This window comes from Lentzea flaviverrucosa (assembly GCF_003350445.1).
In the GTDB taxonomy this organism is placed as follows: domain Bacteria; phylum Actinomycetota; class Actinomycetes; order Mycobacteriales; family Pseudonocardiaceae; genus Lentzea; species Lentzea californiensis.
Genome location: NZ_QQAU01000014.1, coordinates 107,985 through 126,177 on the forward strand (window position 1 = coordinate 107,985; position 18,193 = coordinate 126,177).

An 18,193-nucleotide genomic window follows, 5' to 3' on the forward strand; every position below is an offset into this window, starting at 1 on the left:
CTCTGCTTAAGACTGTGGTTCCACAACGAGCCTGCCATGCGCGCGCCGCACGACAAAGCCGCCAGGTAGCCAGACACCGCCCTGACCGCGCCATTCACTCACCAGTGAGTCGACGCGGCGCAGATGCGAATCGGACAGTTCGGGCACTCCTTCGTCGATCAGCCACGTCCTGACCACTCTGCGTCGCAAAGCCGCGGGCAGTTCGGCGATGTCGTCAACGGCACAGCAGTCGCCGGCGAAGGCTTCCGCGAGGGAGTCGAGTGCGTCACAGTCCTCACGCAACTGGGCCGCGGTGCGTGCCAGTGACGAGGCCACGCCGCCTTGGAGCACTGTTTCGAGCAACGGCAGGACCTCGGTCCTCAGGCGCACACGCGTGAACGACGGGTCGGCGTTGTGCGGGTCGTCCCACACCTCGATGCCCTGCTCCGCGCACGCCGCACGGGTCACGGCGCGCGACACGCCGAGCAGTGGACGGCCCCACGGCGCGTCGAACGTGCGCATGCCGGCGATCGACCTCGGGCCGGACCCGCGGCCCAGGCCGAGCAGCACGGTCTCTGCCTGGTCGTCCAGGGTGTGGCCGAGCAGCACGACGCCGGACGACGGTTTCAGAGCCGCGTACCGGGCCTTGCGGGCCGCGGCCTCGGGGCCGCCTCCACCTTCGACGGAAACCGGCTCCACTCGCGCCAGGAGACCGAGCTCGGAACACTGCTGAGCCGCCCGAAGCGCCACGTCGCCCGATCCCGGCTGCAGCTGGTGGTCCACGACGACGGCCGACGCGCCGGGCAGGAGCTGTGCCACGGCGGCGGCCAGCGCGAGCGAGTCCGCGCCGCCGGAGACCGCGACCGTCACGTGCTCCGGCCGCACCTCGTCGAGGAAACGGCGGACCGCCGTGCGGATCTCGGCGACCGGTCCGTTCACGGTGACACGCGGCGCAGCCAGCTCATGGGCTCGGCGATCTCGGCGCGGGTCGGCAGCGTGTCGGCGGAGGTCCAGATCGTGTTGAAGCCGTCCATGCCGACCCGTTCCACCACGTACTCGGTGAACTCCGCGCCCTCCTCGTACTGGCGCACCTTCGCCTCGACGCCGAGCACCGTGCGCAGGATCCGGTCGAGCAGGCCGCCGCCCTTGCGCCGCGCGCTGAAGCGGGTGCGGATCGTCGAGACGGACGGCACGACGGCGGGGCCGACCGCGTCCATCACGTGGTCGGCGTGGCCCTCGAGCAAAGTGGACAGTGCGATCAGGCGGTCGAGCACGGCCTTCTGCTGCGGCGACTGGATGAGCTCGATCAGGCCCATCGGGCCGTCGCCGGCGCGCAGCTTGTGCCGGAAGTCGCGGATCACGTCGGTCAGCGGCGCGCGCTCTTCGTCCATTGAGGACAGCAGCGCCGTGACCTGGTCGGAGAAGTACCTGCGCAGCCACGGCACGCCGGTGAACTGCAGCCGGTGCGTGCACTCGTGCAGGCACACCCACATGCGGAAGTCGTCGTCCGGCACGTCCAGGGCCTGTTGCGCGCCAACGATGTTCGGTGCGACGAGCAGCAACCGCCCGGCGAGCTGGTCGTCGGGGCCGAACGGGTCGTACTGGCCCAGCACCCGCGAGGACAGGAACGCCAGCACGACGCCCGCCTGCACACCTGCCGTGCCGGCGAGGAGGCCCGCCATCGGACCTGTCGGACGCGACATCGCGGGCGCTGTCAGCCCGGCCAGGCCCTGCGCGGCGGCCGCGACCCACGCCGGCCTGTCCACGACCTCGCCCGGCAGCAGCGGCAGTCCCTGACCGAGCCCGGTCAGCTCGCGGACGTGCACCTCCGCCTGGGGGGCGAGCTCACGAAGTCTGCCTACGACGTGGTCGGCCTCGTCCTTGCCGATCACGGGACCCGGCCGGACGAGCCGCGTGGCAGTCGAAACCGCCAGCTCCCAGTCCACCGGGCCGAGCTCTGCCTCCGTCGCGCCGTTCACGCTTCCGACGCTACCTGCGCACGGCCCGCTACGAACAGCCACAACCCCGCAACGCGGCGGCCAGCACGTCCAGCGCGGGCCGCACCTCGGTCTCCGGGTTGCGGTTGCTCGCGGACATGAACGAGAACACGAGCACGCGCCCGTCCACGTCGACGACCACGCCGGCGAGCGCGTTGACGCCGGTGAGCGTGCCGGTCTTGGCCCGCACCCAGCCCTTGCCCGGCGCCGCCGTGCCGCCGTAGCGACCGGCGAGGGTGCCGCTGCCGCCCGCGACCGGCAACGCCGTCAGCAACGGCCGCAGCTTCGCGGTGCGCGCGTCGTCCAGCGTGGGCTTGGCGGCCGCGGTGAGCACGTCGGTGAGCAGCTTGGCCGGGATCTTGTTCGACGCGGACAGCCCGCTGCCGTCCACGAAGTTCGCCGCGGTGAGGTCGAACCCGTTCTTGGTGAGCACGTCCCGCACGGCCTTCACGCCGCCCGCGAACGACGGCTCGTTGCCCGTCTTGATGGCGACCTCGCGGGCGATCGCCTCGGTCAGCACGTTGTCCGAGATCTGCATCATGTTGTCGACGAGCTGCTCGATCGACGCCGACTTGATCTCGCCGAGCACCTGCGCGCCCGCCGGAGCCGCGCCCGCCGTGGCGCCGGAGGCCCCGACGCGCTGCGCGAACGCGTCCGCTGCCGCCTGACCTGGGCTGCCGGTGCGCGCGCCGTTGACGTTGGTCTGGTCGATCCGGCCGCCGTCGAGCATGAACGGCACGATCGGCGCGACCGAGCCGCCCGCGATGTCCACCGCCTCCCACTGCGGCCCGAGCGCCTCGCCCGCGTACCGGCTGAGGTCGAACTGGACCTTGGTGACCGGGCCCTTGGCCTTGACCTGGCCGACCAGGTCGTCGAGCGTCGCGGCGCCGGGGTAGACCGACTTGCCGGGCGCACCGGAGATCGTCGGGTCGCCACCGCCGACGATGACGACGGTGCCGGGCTCCGCGCCCTGGACGACCTTCGTGGACAGCTGGTCGGTCTTCTCGAGGCTCAGCAGCGCCGCGGCGGCCGTGAGGATCTTGAGGCTCGACGCCGGGGTGGCGGCCGTGGTGTCGCCCTGCTGCCACAGCGCGGTACCGCTGGCCGGGTCGATGACACTGCCGGTGAGCGTGCCCAGCGCGCTGTTGCCCGCGGGTCCGGTCAGCGCCTGCTTCACGCCGGCGGCGGTCGGTGCCGGTGCGCCCGCGGTGACGGCCTTGACCAGCGGCTGGACGTTCGCGGGCGCGGCCGGTGGCCTGGTCTCGACCGCCTTGGTGCCCCCGAACTCCTTCACCGCGTAGACCGTGGCGCCGGCCAGTGCCGCGACGACGAGCAGGCTCAGGACCGCGATCAGCGGCTTGCGGCTCTTCCTCGGCTCCTCGGCGAGGCGGTCCTCGGGTTCCTCCTCGTAGCCGGTGACGGGGACGTCCCTGGACTCCTGGCGCGGAGGCGGCACCGGGCGGGCCGGCTCGTGACGCTGCGGTTCGTGCCGCTGCGGTTCCTGGCGCTGCGGTTCCTGGCGCTGCGGTTCCTGGCGCTGGGGTTCCTGGCGCTGCGGCTCTTGCCGCTGCTGTTCCTGACGCGGCTGTTCCTGACGGGGAGGCGCCTGGCCCTGGAGCTGGTCGACGCGCTTGGTCTGCTCGGGACGCGGCTGCTGGTGCTGCTGCCGTTCCGGCTTGACCTGCTGGTCGAACCACGACTGTTCCAGGTGCGGCAGCTGGTCGACGCGCGCCGTCTTGCCGGGCGGCACCGAGAGCTCCGAGGTCCTCTGCTCCGGCCTCGGCACGACGCGGGTCTGGTCCCTCTTGGGCTCGACGCGCACCGGGAGGGCCCGGGGTTGGCCGACTTCTGGACCAATCGTCCCGTGAGACTTCCCACCGGCGGCGTCACCGGAAGACCCGCCGGAACCGGCCGTTGGCACACCCGGCGCGGCACGACCCGGACCGGTCGCGTTCGGGCTGGAACGGACCGGCGACGAGCGCAGCGGCTCCTGAGTGGACGGTGCCGCGAGCACCGCGGCGAGCGGCAGGCGCATCGTCGGCTGGTCCACGGACGGGCGGTTGACCTGCACCGTTGACTGTGCAGCGGCAGCGACCGACTCGGCGTCGTCGTCCTCGGTCGGCCACTGGGGGTCGTCCGGCAAGAGAGCCTCCGTCAGCTCGGTACGGGCAATCTCACACCCACCAACCGCCGCTCCGATGAGGGTTGACAAGGCGTCGTGGTCCACACTAGTGGGCGTCACGAATGGGCTACATGAGCGAGGACCAGTGGAGTTCGACGTCCTGATCGAGATCCCCAAGGGCGTGCGCAACAAGTACGAGGTGGACCACAAGAGTGGCCGCATCCGCCTCGACCGCACGTTGTTCACGTCGACGCAGTACCCGGCTGACTACGGGTTCATCGAGAACACCCTGGGTGAGGACGGCGACCCGCTGGACGCCCTCGTCCTCGTCCAGGAACCGACGTTCCCCGGCTGCCTGATCGCAGCCCGCGCGATCGGCATGTTCCGCATGACCGACGAGAAGGGCGGCGACGACAAGGTTCTGTGCGTCCCGGCCTTCGACCCGCGGCACGAGCACCTGCGCGACATCCACCACCTGGCGGAGTTCGACCGCCTGGAGATCCAGCACTTCTTCGAGGTCTACAAGGACCTGGAGCCCGGCAAGAGCGTCGAGGGCGCGAGCTGGGTGGGCCGCACCGAGGCCGAGGCCGAGGTCAAGCGCTCCTACCAGCGTCTCAAGGACGCCGAGGCGCGCGGCGAAACGCTGCACTGAGAACGACGGGAAAGAGGGGGCCGCACGCAGCGGCCCCCTCTTTTCGGTTTGCAGTCCTAGACCGCGATGGACTCCGCGTCCGCCACGCGCTCCAGGCCGGACCTGGTCGACAGCGGCTTCTCGCGCAGGAACCACACGAGGACGAACGCCGCGATCATCACGATGCCGCCGGTCATGAAGACCGTGTCGATCGCGCTGGAGAACCCGTCGAGGAACGGCTTGGCCAGCACCGGGTCGAGGCCGTTGAGGAACTCGGTGTTGTTGATGTCCACACCGGCACCGCCCTGCAGCATCTTCGCGAACTCCGGGTTCTGCGCCAGAGCGGCCTTGAACGCATCGGTCTGCAACGCGGTCCGCAGGCCAGAAGCGATCTTGTCGCCGACCGTGGTGAACAGGATCGACAGGAACACCGCGGTACCGACGGTGCCGCCGATCTGGCGGAAGAACGTCGCCGACGCGGTCGCCACGCCCATGTCACGCGGCTCGGCGTCGTTCTGGATCGCCAGCAGCAGCGTCTGCATGCACTGGCCGAGGCCCGCGCCCATGACGAACATGTAGCCCATGACCAGCCAGCTCGGCGTGTCCGTGCCGATGGTGCTGAGCAGGAACAGCGCGATCGTCATCAGGCCGGCACCGATGATCGGGAACACCTTGTAGCGCCCGGTCTTCGACGTGACCTTGCCGGCGATCGCGGTGGCCGACATGATGCCGAACGTCATCGGCAGCAGCATCAGACCGGCCGTGGTGGGCGTGACGCCCTTGACGATCTGCAGGTACAGCGGGATGGAGACCATGCCGCCGAACATGCCGATGCCGAGCACGAAGTTGATCGTGTTGCCGAGCGAGAACGTGTGGTTGCGGAACATCCGCATCGGCAGCATCGCCTCGTCGCCCATGCGGTTCTCGACCCACACGAACGCCACCAGGCCGAGCACACCGATCACGTACATGGCGATCGACGTCGTCGACGCCCAGCCCCACTCACGGCCCTGTTCGGCCACGATCAGCAGCGGCACCAGGCCGACGGTCAGCGCGATGGCGCCACCGAAGTCGATGCGGTGGTTGACCCGCTGGTGCGGGATGTTCAGCACGCGGGCGACGACGAACAGCGCGAGCAGCGCGATCGGGACGTTCACGAGGAACACCCAGCGCCACCCGGTGACACCGAGGAACGTGCTGAGACCGGCGAACACGCCGCCGATGACCGGCCCGAGCACGCTGGCCGAACCGAACACGGCCATGAAGTAGGCGGAGTACTTGCTGCGCTCCCGCGGCGAGATGATGTCCGCCATGATCGCGAAGGCCAGCGACATCAGACCGCCGGCGCCCAGGCCCTGCACGGCGCGGAACGCGGCCAGCTCGTACATCGAGGTCGCGATGCCCGAGAGCAGCGAGCCGACCAGGAACAGCGAGATCGCCGCGAGGTACAACGGCTTGCGCCCGTAGATGTCCGACAGCTTGCCGTACAACGGGGTCGTGATGGTCGCGGTGATCAGGTAGGCGGTGGTCGCCCACGCCTGCAGCGTCTGCCCGTGCAGCTGGTCCGCGATGGTCTTCATGGCGCTGGCGACGATCATCTGGTCCAGCGCCGCGAGGAACATGCCCAGCAGCAGACCGGACAGGATCGTCATGATCTGGCGATGCGTCAGGGAGGCCCCTGGCGTGGGTGTCGCATCGGTTGTCGTTGACATCTCTAGTCTTCCCCTCCTGCGCGGGTCCCCGTCCCGCGTGCGGTCAAAAGCGCCGGAATCGTGCGCTCGTAGTCCTGGACGAAGCGTTCGAACAGGTCCGCGAAGCCTTTGAAGTCCTCGTCGGCCCAGTCCGCGAACACCTGCTCGATCGCCTCGTTGCGCTGCCGGCGTCGGTTCAAGATCAGCTCACGGCCCGCCTCGGTGACCGCGAGAACGCTGGCCCGGCCGTCCGCCGGATCAGCGCGCCTCTCCACGAGTCCGTCCTTCACCAGCCCGGCCACCTGCCGGCTGATCGTGGACGGATCGGAGAGCACCGCCTCCGCGAGCGAACTCGAGCGGCACTCCCCGAGGCCGGAGAGCGTCGCGAGGAGCACGAAGGCGGACTTGTCCATGCCCTGCTTGGCCATCTGATGGGTGACCTGGGCGTGCATCTTGTTCAGCCGCACCATCGCCATGCCGACTCGGTCCGCGAGCTCGTGCTCGGGATCGACACCGGCGCCGGGGCACCTGCCCGGATCAACCATCTGACACCTCGTTGCTTGTATCACCCAACTAGTTGCTCGGTACAAGCATCCATCCCGGTCCACCGAAACGCAAGTGAGTTCCGAGTCTCACTCCACAGTGGAGTGGTACGGACGCGCCGAGTAGTGGTTACCGGCGGGTAGCCACTGGGGTTACTCGTCGGTAGCATCGCTCTCATGAGCCAAGACGTGTCGTTCGTCGCCGATGCCATGAAGCAGGCCGTGCCCTACGTGAAGACCACGGGCATCGAGTTCGAGGAGGTCTCCGCCGGCCGCGTCGTCGCGTCGCTGCCGGACACCCCGACGCTGCACAACCACATCGGCGGGCCGCACGCCGCCATGATGTTCGGCCTCGGCGAGTCCGCGTCCGGCGCCGTCGTGATGGCCGCGTTCGCCGCGCACCTCGGCAAGGCCACCCCGCTGGCCGTTCGCGCGGACATCGCCTACAAGAAGATCGCGATGGGTCCGATGCGCGCGGAGGCCGTGCTGGGACGCTCCGCGGACGAGGTGCTGGCCGAACTGGAGTCCGGCACGCGGCCCGAGTTCCCCGTCACGATCACGATCACCAACGCCGAGGGCGTGACCACCGGCGAGATGACCGTCGTCTGGACGCTGAAGCCCGCGCGCTGAACTGGGCATCTCCGTATTTCAGTTCGGAATCCCGGTGAACCGATCCGATCCAAATACGTAACCTTGGCCACACCGCTGCGGGCAGGCAGTATTCCGGGCTATGTCGGGGTGGAGAAGTGTGGGCGGAGTCGTGCTGGTCCTGCTCACCGCAGGATGTGCCGCTCAGGTGCAGTCGAGGCCGGTCGCCGTGGAGAAACCGGTCGAGGACGCGCCGGTGACGGCGTCGTCGTCGACCGTGGCGATCCCGCCCGCCCAGCTGGGCATCAGCGTGGCCTCGATCGTCGACGGCCGTTCGGTGATGCTCTCCGACGGGTCGAAAGCCGAGGTCAGCGGCCTCGCTCAGCCAGGGCCGTGCTGGGCTGAGGCCGCCGCCAACTTCGCCAAGGCGATGCTGCTGAACCAGCAGGTGCGCTACGACCGCACGACCGGCGCGCTCACCCTCACGGACGGCACGGACTACGCGCTGCTCGCGCTGGGCAACGGCGCCGGGCGCACCGCGGGCGCACCGACACCGGGGCAGAAGGAAGCCGAAGGGGCCGCCCAGCGCGTCCCGATGGGCCTTTGGGGAACGCCGTGCGGCGGCAAGGACGCCCTGGAGACCTCCACTCCCCCGCCTGCGCCGCCACCACCACCGGCCGCGACCACGACGACGAAGCCGCCCGCGCCGCCCAAGCCGAAACCCGTCTTCTACGCGACCTGCGATGACGCCCGCCGGGCCGGAGCGGCACCGCTCTACTGGGGTCAGCCGGGCTACCGCGTCGAGCTCGACCCGAACCGCAACGGCATCGCGTGCGAGTCCCGGTACCGCTGACCGGCGGGCAATAACCTGAGCGGCATGAAGCTGGACAGCGCTGCCGTCGACTGCACGCCGGGCGAGGCCGGGGCCATCGCGAAGCGGGCGGAGGACCAGGGGTACGACGGGTTCTGGCTCGCCGAGACCAAGCACGACCCGTTCCTCGCGCTGGCCGGCGCCGCCGCGGCGACCGAGCGGATCGAGCTCGGCACGGCGATCGCCGTGGCGTTCGCGCGCAACCCGATGACCGTCGCGACCACTGCGAACGACCTCCGGCTGCTGTCGGAGGGCAGGTTCAACCTCGGGCTGGGTTCGCAGGTCGAAGCCCACATCACCAAGCGCTTCTCGATGCCGTGGAGCAAGCCGGCCGCGCGCATGCGCGAGTTCGTGCTGGCGATCCGCGCCATCTGGCACGCCTGGGAGACCGGCGAACGGCTGGCGTTCCGCGGCGAGTTCTACAAGCACACGCTGATGACGCCGTTCTTCGACCCCGGCCCGAACCCGCACGGCACCGCGCCGATCTACCTCGCGGGCGTCGGCGGGCTGATGACCGAGGTGGCGGGCGAGGTCGCGGACGGCTTCCTGTGCCACAACTTCACGACCGAGCGGTACCTGCGCGAGGTCACGCTGCCCGCGCTCGAACGCGGCCGCGCGAAGGCCGGGAAGACGCTGGAGGGCTTCGAGATCAGCGGCCCGGTGTTCGCGGCGACGAACGACCAGGAGATCGCGGACGTCAAGCGGCAGATCGCGTTCTACGGGTCGACGCCCGCGTACCGGCCGGTGCTGGACCTGCACGGCTGGGGCGCGCTGCACGACGAGCTGCACCGCATGTCACGGCGGCAGCAGTGGGCGCAGATGAGCAAGCTGATCACGGACGAGGTGCTGGCCGAGTTCTGCGTTCTCGGCACCCCGGAGACCGTCACGGCCGCACTGCTGGACCGTTACGGCGACGTCGTCACCAGGGTCTCCCCGTCGAGCTCGGTGCTTCAACGCCCGGAGAAGTGACTGAGCCCGGCACGTGCCAGCTCGGCGTGGAACGCGTCGAGCTCGGCGCGCACCCTCGCCACGCCCCTCTTGCGGATCCAGCGGCGTCTGCCGAAGTTGGCCGCGGTCAGGGCGAAGGGCAGTGCCAGCAGGGTCAGGGCCAGCATCATGATCATTCCGTCTCCTCAAGGGTTGCGAACAAGCAACGACCAATCGAGACATCGCTTACGGTACCGGCTCGAACGCCACCCAGGTGGAGCAAAGTCACCGACAGCAAGTCAGTTCTTGACTAATTTTGTTTTCGGTGTGACGCTTGCGCCATGTTCGAAGTGGCGGTGATCGAGGATCCTTCCGCGGCCGAGGTGTCGCTGGACCCGGTGCGGGCGCGTCTGCTCGCGGAGCTGGTGGAGCCCGGATCGGCGACGATGCTCGCCGCGAAGGTCGGGCTGCCCAGGCAGAAGGTGAACTACCACCTGCGCACGCTGGAGCAGCACGGCCTGGTGGAGCTCGTCGAGGAACGGCGCAAGGGCAACGTGAACGAGCGCCTCATGCAGGCGACCGCCGCGTCCTACGTCATCTCGCCGACGGCGCTCGCGGCCGTGCAGCCGGACCCGGCGAAGGCACCCGACCGGTTGTCCGCGCGGTGGCTGCTGGCGGTCTCGGCCAGGCTGGTGCGCGACGTCGGCACGTTGCTCACGGGCGCGACCAAGGCGAAGAAACGGCTCGCGACCTTCGCGCTGGACGGCGAGGTCAGGTTCGCCACGGCGGCGGACCGCGCGGCGTTCGCCGAGGAGCTCGCCGGGTTCATGACGCACCTGGTCGCCAAGTACCACGACGAACAGGCAGAAGGAGGGCGTCCGCACCGAGTGGTCGTCGCCCTGCACCCGAGCGTGATCGCCAAGGAGGAAGAGTCGTGACGCACGAGTTCGAGATCAACAAGGAAGTCGAGGTCGACGGGACTCCCGAGCAGGTCTGGGAGGCCATCGCGACCGGACCGGGCATCGACTCGTGGTTCATGGGCCCGCACACGGTCGACGGACGCCTGGGCGGCCGGATGTCGCTCGACCTGGGCTTCTTCCAGGAGTCCTCGACGATCACCGCGTGGGAGCCCGGCAAACGCCTCGCCTACGAGAGCGACAAGGGCGAGGACGGCACGTTCCACGCGATGGAGTACCTGATCGAGAGCCGTGAGCAGGGCTCGACCGTGCTCCGGTTCGTGCACAGCGGCATCCTCGCCGACGGCTGGGGCGACGAGTTCGTCGACCAGCAGTCGAAGGGCTGGGACATGTACCTGTTCACGATGGCCGAGTACGTGAAGCACTTCGCGGGCAAGCCCGGCGTGTACGTGTTCGGCCAGTGGCCGGCGCAGCCGGAGGGGGCCGACAACTGGCCGGTGCTGCTCAAGGCGCTCGGTGTCCCCGAAGGCGCGCAGGTCGGCGACGAGGTCACCCTCGAACCGTTCGGCGTCCACGGCGTCGTCGACTACGTGGTCGAGCACGACGCGCACAACTTCCTCGGCGTGCGCGGCCCGGAGGGCATCTACCGGTTCCACGGCACCAACGCCATCGGCCACCACCTGTTCGGTGACGCGACCGGGCAGGCCGAGAAGTGGCAGGCGTTCCTGGATCAGACCGTCGGCGGGCAGACCTCGTAGACGTAGTCCTCGTGCCCGTACGGCACCAGGTTCCGGTCGCGGCGGATCACCGAGACCCGTCCGCCGCGATCGGTGCAGGACTTCCGGAAACCCTCTTCGGTGTACTCGATCTGGAAGAAGTCGTTGCCGAACGCGTCGGCGTACGCGTTGCACTCGTCGCGGGCCTGGCAGTCCTCGGCGATGGCGAAGTCGAAGCCGATCTCCTTCTTGCCCGCGTCACCCAGTTCGGCGGTGTTCTTCTGCGCCACCGCAAGGCCTTGTTCGTGCGCGTACCTGACGAACGCCTTCATGAACTCCTTGGTGGCGCCCAGGTCGAACGCCCCCTCGGCCCGCGTGTAGGAGTCGAGGTTGTCCGGCTCGACGCCCTTGTAGAAGGACGTCTTGCAGTCCTTGATCCACTTCTTCTGGATCTCCAGGATCCTGCTCCGCTTGTCCCCGGTGGAGATGTCGAGGATGCCCTCGGCCCACTCCGGGTCGATCGCGACCTCGCCATCCGGCTTCTTCACCAGCAGGTCGGCGTGGTTCTTGCGCCACCAGTCGAGCCCGCCGTCCATCGAGCCCGGCTGCGTCTGCAACGCGTTGAGGTAGCAGATGTTGTACCGCCGGCCGTCGATGGTCTTGCTGCGGTCGCGCACGACGATCTTGACCGGCACGTCCGGCTGGTAGGCGCCGCCGAGCTGGTAGTCGAGCTGCCCACCGGCCGGCGGCAACTCGCGCGTCGGCAGGTCCGGCTCACTCGAGCAGGAGGCGACCAGCAGGAGCAGGGCGGCCACCACCGCGGTGGTCTTCATGCGCGGCAGTCTGTCAGTCGCGGGGTTGCGCAGGCGTAACAGCACAGCACTCCATTGCTCAGTAATGAGATCCGGCTTCCACCGTCTTACCAATGTGGTGGACGCGCTGGCGTGCAACGCGTTGCCGAACACACGGCCTTGATTACGCCGTTGGGCGGCCATCACGCCGTTCGTGGCGGGTATGCCCTCCTCATGCGGTGGCTGTTGCTGATCGTCCTGCTGACCGGCTGTTCCGCGATACCCCTGTCGACCTCCTCAGGTCCACAGGTGGACCGGGTACCGGCCGGCACCCTCGACGCCGCCACCGCGCGCACGTCGCTCGCAGCCCTGCCCGTCGCCGCCCCAGGGCGGATGACCGGCTACGTGCGCGACTGCTCGGACGGCAAGGCGTGCGTGTTCGGCCAGCCGTGGTTCGACACCGACGGCGACGGCTGCGACCAGCGCAGCCAGGTCCTGGCCCGCGACCTGACCGGCGTCGAGCGCAAACCGGGCCGCTGCGGCGTCCAGGCGGGCACGCTCGACGACCCCTACACGGGCTCGAGCGTCACCGGCGTCTCGAAGATCCAGATCGACCACGTGGTGCCGCTGGCGGAGATGTGGCGCAGCGGCGCTTCGGCGTGGGCGCCCGAACAGCGCCTGGCCGCGGCCAACGACCTGCGCAACCTCGTGGCGGTCTCGGGCAAGGTCAACCAGTCGAAGAGCGACAAGACGCCCGACGAGTGGATGCCGCCCAATACCGGGTACGCGTGTTCGTACGGGCGGATCTACGTGACTGTGAAAGCCGCTTACGGGTTGTCGGTGGCACCGGCGGAACGTTCGGCACTGGAGAACGCGCTCACCACGTGCGGCTGAGTTCTTCCTCCGCCGCGGCCCGCCGCGCAGCCCACTCGCGGTCGATCTCCTCGGGACGCTTGTGCCCGCACTCGACGACGTTGCCGTCGCGGTCGGTGACGTCCGCGTACAACGAGCAGTTCTCGATGTAGATCGTCATGTTCTCGATGCCGGCCGCGCGTTCCTCGTCGGTCGCATGGGTCTCGACGTTGAACGCGAGTTCGTCGCCGACGTTGTCGGTGCGGATGCAGACCATCTCACCGCGCTCGAGCCAGCGGTCCTCGCCGAATGGCTCCAGCCAGACGACAAGCCATCTCGAGGAGCCGTTCTCCACGTGCATCACAGCCATTGCACGAGCGTAGACAATGCAGAAGGGCCAGGTCAGCGAGTGACCTGGCCCTTCCGTCTCACCGAGCCGCCTATCGGAATCGAACCGATGACCTGCTCATTACGAGTGAGCTGCTCTGGCCGACTGAGCTAAGGCGGCGAGACGCGATAACTATAACCGACCCGCAACCGCGTTACTCACAGGGGTCGGCATCGTTGTACGGACCGTGACCGACGTCACCGCCTCCTAACCGCTGGGGAGAGGTTCATGCGCCGTTCGTTGTCCGTGCCGCTGGCCGGGTTGCTGCTCGCGCTCGTCGCGGCTCCCGCGTTCGCGCAGCCTCCGACCACTCCGGTTCCGGGGCCGCGCGATCCGAACCAGCCGCCGGCGTCGGCGCCGAACGGGCCGCAGCCCCTCGCGCACGCGGTCGGCGATGCCGGTACCGGGTTGAGCGTGGTGCGGCTCGGGCCGCAGGGGGTGCCGACGAGCACGATCCTGCCCGGGTTCGGTGAGCAGTTGCCGAAGCAGTCGGTGACCGAGTTCGGGCTGGGGCTCGCCAGTGCGCAGGTGAACACCGAGGCGTTCCTGAGCACCGAGCGGGTGGTGACGCAGGCGAATCCGTTCGGGTTCGCCGTGGCGGGCCGGTCGCCGCAGTCGCCGGGGACGTTGGTGCAGACGGCGATTCCGGACAACCCGCAGCCGACGAACGGCGGGCTGCCGATTCCCGAGACGCCGCTCGCGAAGCTGAAGCTGCTCAACGGCAGCGTGCACGCGCGGTGGGACGAGGAGGTCGGGCCGTGCGTCAGCCCGCTGGCCACGGCGAAGACGTCGCTGGCCGGGCTCGAGGTGCTGAGCGCGTTGCCGGCCGAGGTGCCGTTGCCGGTGAAGACCAGTCTGATCAGCATCCCGGACACGTTCGAGGCGAGCTCCGTCGTCAAGCTCGTCGACCTGCCGGGCAGCAAGAACAAGGCGGTCGAGTCGACGTCGACGATGCGCGCGGTCAGCGTCGAACTGGCCGGTGGCATCAGGATCGACGTCGCCAGCCCGCCGACGCTCACGGCCACGGCCACCGGGGACGAGGCGACCTCGAAGATCACCTACACCGCGCCGGTGTTGAAGGTCAGTCAGAACGGCAAGGATCTCGGCATGCTCGACGCCGCACACCCGACGCTCGACATCCCGTTGCTGCTGGACCTGGTCGTGATCAAGCTGCAGATCGCGGGGCTCAACGAGAAGAAGGCGGCCTTCACGGGCACCGGGTTCAGCGGGTTCCAGCTCGGGGCCACGGCGCGGATGCTCGACGTGCAGGTGCTGCCGACGGACAAGTTGAAGCTGCCCAACCTGCCGACGGCGCTCGCGCAGATCTCGCTGGGCGAGCAGATCGTGCGGGCCGCGGCGCCGCGGGGTGGCGTGATCTGCGGGACCTCGCAGCCGCCGCAGACGACCGTGCCGCAACAGCCCGGCGCGCCGGTGGCGGCACCGCCCAAGGGGGCTCCGCCGCTGGCCTACACGAACGCCGCATACCAGTCGATCCCGCTGTTCTGGACCGGCACGGCTCTGCTGCTCACGGGAGTGGTGATCTTCGCGGCGTTGCCGGCCCGGCGCAGGTCGCGCGGCTAGCGAACCTTCCGGTCGGGGCTTGTTCCGTCTCGCGGAACGTAGTTCCATGGTGGGCGGACACGGTGTCCTCCGCCGCCAGACCGGAAGGCATCCACCGATGCAGATCAGGCACTCGACCCACCCGGCGCAGTTGCCGGGCTTCGACACGGACGGGCTGCGGCAGCACTACCTGGTCGACGATCTCTTCGCACCGGGCGAGATCAGGACCGTCTACACGCACGAGGACCGCATCGTGCTCGGCGGCGCGAGCCCGTCACCAGGCACTCCACTGAAGCTCGAGAGCGCTCCCCCGTTGCGGTCGGCGTTCTTCTGCGAACGTCGTGAGCTCGCCGTGCTCGCGATCCGCGGGACCGGGATGATCACCGTGGACGGAACCGAGCACGAGCTCGGTGCGCGTGACTGCCTCTACATCGGGCAGGGTGCCGTCGACGTCGAGTTCCACGCCTCCGAAGAGGACACCCGCTTCTACCTCTTCTCGACGCCGGCCCACGCCTCGTTCCCCACGGCCGTGGCCCGCTACGACGAGGTCGACGTGCTGAACACGGGCGACCAGAGCACCGCGAACGTCCGTGAGATCCGCAAGTTCGTGCACGCTGACGGCATCCGTTCGTCGCAGCTGGTCCTCGGCGTGACGTCGCTGGCGCCGGGCAGCGTCTGGAACACCATGCCGCCGCACACCCACGACCGCCGCACCGAGTGCTACCTCTACTTCGACCTGCCGGAGGACCACCGGGTGGTCCACCTCTGCGGCGAACCGCAGAACACGCGGAACATCGTGGTGCGCAACGAAGAAGCTGTGATCTCGCCGTCGTGGTCCGTCCACAGTGGAGCGGGAACGCACGCGTACACGTTCGTCTGGGCCATGGGCGGCGAGAACCAGGCCTACGACGACATGGACCAGGTCGCCGTGGCGGAGTTGCGATGAGCTTCTCCCTGGAAGGCAAGACCGCGCTGGTGACCGGTGCCCGCACGGGCATCGGCCGGGCCATCGCGCGCGGCCTGCACGACGCGGGCGCGCGGCTGGTCCTCGTCGGCCGCGGCGAGCTCTCCGACGTGGCGCCCGCGCTCGCCACGGTCTCGGTGGACCTCTCGGAGCCGGAGTCGGTCGAGCCCGCGCTGGCGCCGGTGCTGGCCGAGCACCGCGTCGACGTCCTGGTCAACAACGCCGGCACCATCCACCGGGGCGCCGCCGTCGACGTGTCGCTGGCCGACTGGCAGCGGATCATGGCGGTCAACCTCGACTCGGCGTTCGAGATCTCCAAGCTCTGCGGCCGCCAGATGATCGCCAACGGCGGCGGCAAGGTCGTGAACATCGCGTCCCTGCTGTCCTTCCAGGGCGGCGTCCTCGTCTCGGCCTACACCGCCTCGAAGCACGCCCTGGTCGGCATGACCAAGCTGCTCGCGAACGAGTGGGCGGCCTCGAACGTGCAGGTCAACGCCATTGCACCGGGCTACATCGAGACGAACAACACCGCTCCCCTGCGCGCGGACGCCGACCGCGAACCCGCGATCAGGACCCGAATCCCGGCGGGCCGCTGGGGCACACCGGAGGACCTGGTGGGCCCGGCGGTGTTCCTCTCGTCCGCCGCGTCCGACTACGTGACCGGACACGTCCTGGTCGTCGACGGGGGCTGGCTGGCGAGATGACCGACACCGCCGTCGAGAAGACGCTCGCCGTGCTGGAGGCACTGGCCGACCACACGCGCATCACGGACATCGCGCGGGTGACCGGCCTGCCGAAGTCGACGGTCCACCGCCTGCTCCAGGCCATGGTGGACCGCGGCTTCGCGACCGCGGTCGCGGACGGCTACCTGACGGGTCCGCGAGTCCTGGCCCTGGCGGGCAAGGTCCTCCGTCCACTCGACACGGTGGAGCGTGCACGGCCACACCTGCGCGCACTGCAGGAGTCGACGGACTGCACCGTGCACCTGGCCGTGCTCTTCGGCGACGAACTGGTCTACGTGGACAAGATCGAGGCCGACAGGCCGTACCGGATGGCGTCCCGCCTGGGCATGTCGCTCCCGGCCCACGGCACCGCCATCGGCAAGGCGGTGCTGGCCTCGTTCTCCCCGTCCGAACTGGACGCCTACGTCACCCGCACCGGCCTGCCGGGCCGGACACCGCACACGATCACCTCGGCTCCCCGCCTGAACGCGCAGCTGACGCGGGTGCGCCGCTCGCGGTTCGCGTTGGACGACGAGGAGAACGAGGTGGGCGTGCGTTGCGTGGGCTCCGCGATCCGGGACCACTCGGGCGCGGTGATCGGCGGGCTGTCGGCGTCCTCGCTGGCGATGGAGCACTCGCTGCCGGAGCTGATCGCGCTCGGGCCGCGGGTGCTGCGGGCGGCGGACGAGGTGTCAGCCGCGCTGGGGCGGGTCTGAGTCAGCCGCGGTGCAGCGTCGTCACCATCGCCTCGATGGCGATGCGCGGCTTCACGTTGACCTCGATGGCCTCCCGGCAGGCCAGCACCGCTTCCAGCCGACGCAGGATCGACTCGGACGACCAGGTGGCGGCGGCGGTCCGGGAGTCCTGGGCCCGGTCCGGGTGCATCAGCGCGGCCTCGGAGCCGGTCTTGACCACGAGCGCGTCCCGGTAGAACGCGGCCAGGTCGACCAGGGCCATGTCCAGGGAGTCGCGCTGGGTCCGGGTGGCCCGCGACTTCTGCCGCTTCTCCAGGTCCTTCAACGCGCCCTTGGCGCCGCGGGAGGCGGCGGCGGTGCCCTTGCCCGTTCCGCCCGCGCCCATCGCGGTCTCGAGGGCCTCCCGCTCGGACTCGTTGCGCGACTCGTTGGCGGTGGAGGCGTCGTCCTCCGCGGCTCTGATCAGTTCGTCGGCACAGGTGAAGACGTCGGCGGGCTTGCGCAGCGCCAGCGGGATCCGCAGCACGGCCTCGCGCCGGGACCGCGTCTGCTCGTCCGAGGCCAGCCGGCGGGCCCGTCCCACGTGCCCGCCGCAGACCGCGGCCGCCCACTGCGCCATCTCCGGCGACACGCCGTCGACGGCCTCCAGGGCCGAGGCGATGGCCGCGGGCCGTGGCGATCCCAGGGACACGAGCCGGCAGCGGGAGCGGATGGTCACCGACACGTCGTCGGGGTGGTCGGACGGCGCGCACAGCAGGAACACGGTGCGCGCCGGCGGCTCCTCGACGGCCTTGAGCAGCGCGTTGGCCGCGCCCTCGGTGAGCCGGTCGGCGTCCTCGATGATCACGACCTGCCACCGTCCCGACGTGGGGCGGCGAGCGGAGATCTGGACCAGGGAGCGCATCTCGGCGACGGAGATCGACAGGCCTTCGGGCGCCACCACACGCACGTCGGCGTGCGTGCCGTGCAACGTCGTGCGGCAGCCTGAGCACTCACCGCAGCCCGGACGGTCGTCCGCCACGACGCACTGCAGCGCGCCGGCGAAGGCACGGGCGGTGGACGAACGGCCGGAGCCGGGCGGGCCGGTGAAGAGCCAGGCGTGGGTCATCACGCCTGGTGCGGGGGTGCCGCCCGCGACGATCATGGCCGCCGCCTCCGCGGACGCCGACAGCATCGCCACCGCCTCGGGCTGGCCGACCACCTCGTCCCACACGCTCATGGGTGCAGTCTTCCAGCGACG

Annotated in this window: 20 protein-coding genes and 1 tRNA gene; 11 read left to right on the top strand and 10 right to left on the bottom strand. The window is 69.7% G+C overall.

Annotation, left to right across the window (positions count from 1 at the left end; genetic code table 11):
- Positions 1-6: 6 nt before the first annotated feature.
- The 3 genes from tilS to dacB are packed head-to-tail and all read right to left on the bottom strand — an operon-like array spanning position 7 to position 4,119.
- On the bottom strand, positions 7-918 hold the full coding sequence (gene tilS, locus DFR72_RS34320) for a tRNA lysidine(34) synthetase TilS (RefSeq protein WP_090069906.1): 912 nt from the start codon (positions 916-918) through the stop codon (positions 7-9).
- Positions 915-1,958, bottom strand: a complete 1,044-nt coding sequence (locus tag DFR72_RS34325) for a zinc-dependent metalloprotease (RefSeq protein WP_090069905.1) — start codon at positions 1,956-1,958, stop codon at positions 915-917. Before DFR72_RS34325 ends, tilS begins: the two co-directional genes overlap by 4 nt.
- A gap of 28 nt (positions 1,959-1,986) precedes the next feature.
- Positions 1,987-4,119 (bottom strand): D-alanyl-D-alanine carboxypeptidase/D-alanyl-D-alanine endopeptidase, encoded by a 2,133-nt coding sequence (dacB, locus tag DFR72_RS34330; protein ID WP_114773858.1) that lies wholly within the window; start codon positions 4,117-4,119, stop codon positions 1,987-1,989.
- A gap of 124 nt (positions 4,120-4,243) precedes the next feature.
- On the opposite strand from dacB, the gene DFR72_RS34335 reads away from it, so the two are divergent.
- Entirely contained in the window at positions 4,244-4,750 is a 507-nt protein-coding gene (locus DFR72_RS34335; RefSeq protein ID WP_090070060.1) for an inorganic diphosphatase, read from the top strand.
- A 56-nt stretch (positions 4,751-4,806) separates the two neighbouring features.
- Here the strand turns inward: DFR72_RS34335 and DFR72_RS34340 are convergent, their stop codons facing one another.
- Positions 4,807-6,441, bottom strand: coding sequence for an MDR family MFS transporter (locus DFR72_RS34340; protein WP_090069902.1), 1,635 nt, complete (start codon positions 6,439-6,441; stop codon positions 4,807-4,809).
- Between the two features lie 2 nt (positions 6,442-6,443).
- Positions 6,444-6,965: a MarR family winged helix-turn-helix transcriptional regulator gene (locus DFR72_RS34345; protein WP_090069901.1), complete on the bottom strand. Its 522-nt coding sequence runs from the start codon at positions 6,963-6,965 to the stop codon at positions 6,444-6,446.
- Between the two features lie 174 nt (positions 6,966-7,139).
- Here DFR72_RS34345 and DFR72_RS34350 point away from each other — a divergent pair, with 174 nt between their 5' ends.
- The 3 genes from DFR72_RS34350 to DFR72_RS34360 all read left to right on the top strand — a co-directional run bounded on the left by DFR72_RS34350 (position 7,140) and on the right by DFR72_RS34360 (position 9,390).
- Complete coding sequence (locus DFR72_RS34350) at positions 7,140-7,592, top strand: DUF4442 domain-containing protein (protein WP_090069899.1); 453 nt, start codon at positions 7,140-7,142, stop codon at positions 7,590-7,592.
- A gap of 118 nt (positions 7,593-7,710) precedes the next feature.
- The gene (locus DFR72_RS34355; RefSeq protein WP_211335638.1) at positions 7,711-8,403 is read left to right on the top strand and encodes an excalibur calcium-binding domain-containing protein; all 693 of its coding nucleotides are present in this window, start codon (positions 7,711-7,713) and stop codon (positions 8,401-8,403) included.
- Between the two features lie 24 nt (positions 8,404-8,427).
- Positions 8,428-9,390, top strand: coding sequence for a TIGR03617 family F420-dependent LLM class oxidoreductase (locus tag DFR72_RS34360; protein ID WP_090069896.1), 963 nt, complete (start codon positions 8,428-8,430; stop codon positions 9,388-9,390).
- Here DFR72_RS34360 and DFR72_RS45910 read toward each other — a convergent pair.
- On the bottom strand, positions 9,372-9,545 hold the full coding sequence (locus DFR72_RS45910) for a hypothetical protein (RefSeq protein ID WP_170176535.1): 174 nt from the start codon (positions 9,543-9,545) through the stop codon (positions 9,372-9,374). The genes DFR72_RS34360 and DFR72_RS45910 overlap by 19 nt on opposite strands.
- A gap of 144 nt (positions 9,546-9,689) precedes the next feature.
- Here DFR72_RS45910 and DFR72_RS34365 point away from each other — a divergent pair, with 144 nt between their 5' ends.
- Both DFR72_RS34365 and DFR72_RS34370 read left to right on the top strand, forming a co-directional pair.
- Positions 9,690-10,286 (top strand): ArsR/SmtB family transcription factor, encoded by a 597-nt coding sequence (locus tag DFR72_RS34365; RefSeq protein WP_177224623.1) that lies wholly within the window; start codon positions 9,690-9,692, stop codon positions 10,284-10,286.
- Complete coding sequence (locus tag DFR72_RS34370; RefSeq protein ID WP_090069894.1) at positions 10,283-11,023, top strand: SRPBCC family protein; 741 nt, start codon at positions 10,283-10,285, stop codon at positions 11,021-11,023. Before DFR72_RS34365 ends, DFR72_RS34370 begins: the two co-directional genes overlap by 4 nt.
- Here the strand turns inward: DFR72_RS34370 and DFR72_RS34375 are convergent.
- Positions 10,996-11,814: an endo alpha-1,4 polygalactosaminidase gene (locus DFR72_RS34375; protein ID WP_170176536.1), complete on the bottom strand. Its 819-nt coding sequence runs from the start codon at positions 11,812-11,814 to the stop codon at positions 10,996-10,998. The genes DFR72_RS34370 and DFR72_RS34375 overlap by 28 nt on opposite strands.
- A gap of 192 nt (positions 11,815-12,006) precedes the next feature.
- Between DFR72_RS34375 and DFR72_RS34380 the strand changes: the two genes are divergently transcribed.
- Positions 12,007-12,666, top strand: a complete 660-nt coding sequence (locus DFR72_RS34380) for an HNH endonuclease family protein (protein ID WP_090069891.1) — start codon at positions 12,007-12,009, stop codon at positions 12,664-12,666.
- On the opposite strand, the gene DFR72_RS34385 is transcribed toward DFR72_RS34380, so the two are convergent.
- A complete protein-coding gene (locus DFR72_RS34385; protein ID WP_090069889.1) occupies positions 12,650-12,994 on the bottom strand; it encodes a hypothetical protein in 345 nt (114 codons plus the stop codon). The two genes, DFR72_RS34380 and DFR72_RS34385, sit on opposite strands and share 17 nt — an antisense overlap.
- Positions 12,995-13,058: 64 nt before the next feature.
- Positions 13,059-13,132: transfer RNA gene (locus tag DFR72_RS34390), tRNA-Thr, on the bottom strand.
- A gap of 108 nt (positions 13,133-13,240) precedes the next feature.
- Between DFR72_RS34390 and DFR72_RS34395 the strand changes: the two genes are divergently transcribed.
- From DFR72_RS34395 to DFR72_RS34410, 4 genes are all read left to right on the top strand, one after another.
- The gene (locus tag DFR72_RS34395; RefSeq protein ID WP_090069888.1) at positions 13,241-14,593 is read left to right on the top strand and encodes a hypothetical protein; all 1,353 of its coding nucleotides are present in this window, start codon (positions 13,241-13,243) and stop codon (positions 14,591-14,593) included.
- Between the two features lie 97 nt (positions 14,594-14,690).
- Entirely contained in the window at positions 14,691-15,518 is an 828-nt protein-coding gene (gene kduI / locus DFR72_RS34400; protein WP_090069886.1) for a 5-dehydro-4-deoxy-D-glucuronate isomerase, read from the top strand.
- The gene (locus DFR72_RS34405) at positions 15,515-16,240 is read left to right on the top strand and encodes an SDR family oxidoreductase (RefSeq protein ID WP_090069885.1); all 726 of its coding nucleotides are present in this window, start codon (positions 15,515-15,517) and stop codon (positions 16,238-16,240) included. The genes kduI and DFR72_RS34405 overlap by 4 nt, the downstream gene beginning before the upstream one ends.
- Entirely contained in the window at positions 16,237-16,974 is a 738-nt protein-coding gene (locus DFR72_RS34410; protein WP_090069883.1) for an IclR family transcriptional regulator, read from the top strand. Before DFR72_RS34405 ends, DFR72_RS34410 begins: the two co-directional genes overlap by 4 nt.
- Before the next feature lies 1 nt (position 16,975).
- Here the strand turns inward: DFR72_RS34410 and DFR72_RS34415 are convergent, their stop codons facing one another.
- On the bottom strand, positions 16,976-18,172 hold the full coding sequence (locus DFR72_RS34415; protein ID WP_090069882.1) for a DNA polymerase III subunit delta': 1,197 nt from the start codon (positions 18,170-18,172) through the stop codon (positions 16,976-16,978).
- Positions 18,173-18,193 lie beyond the last annotated feature (21 nt).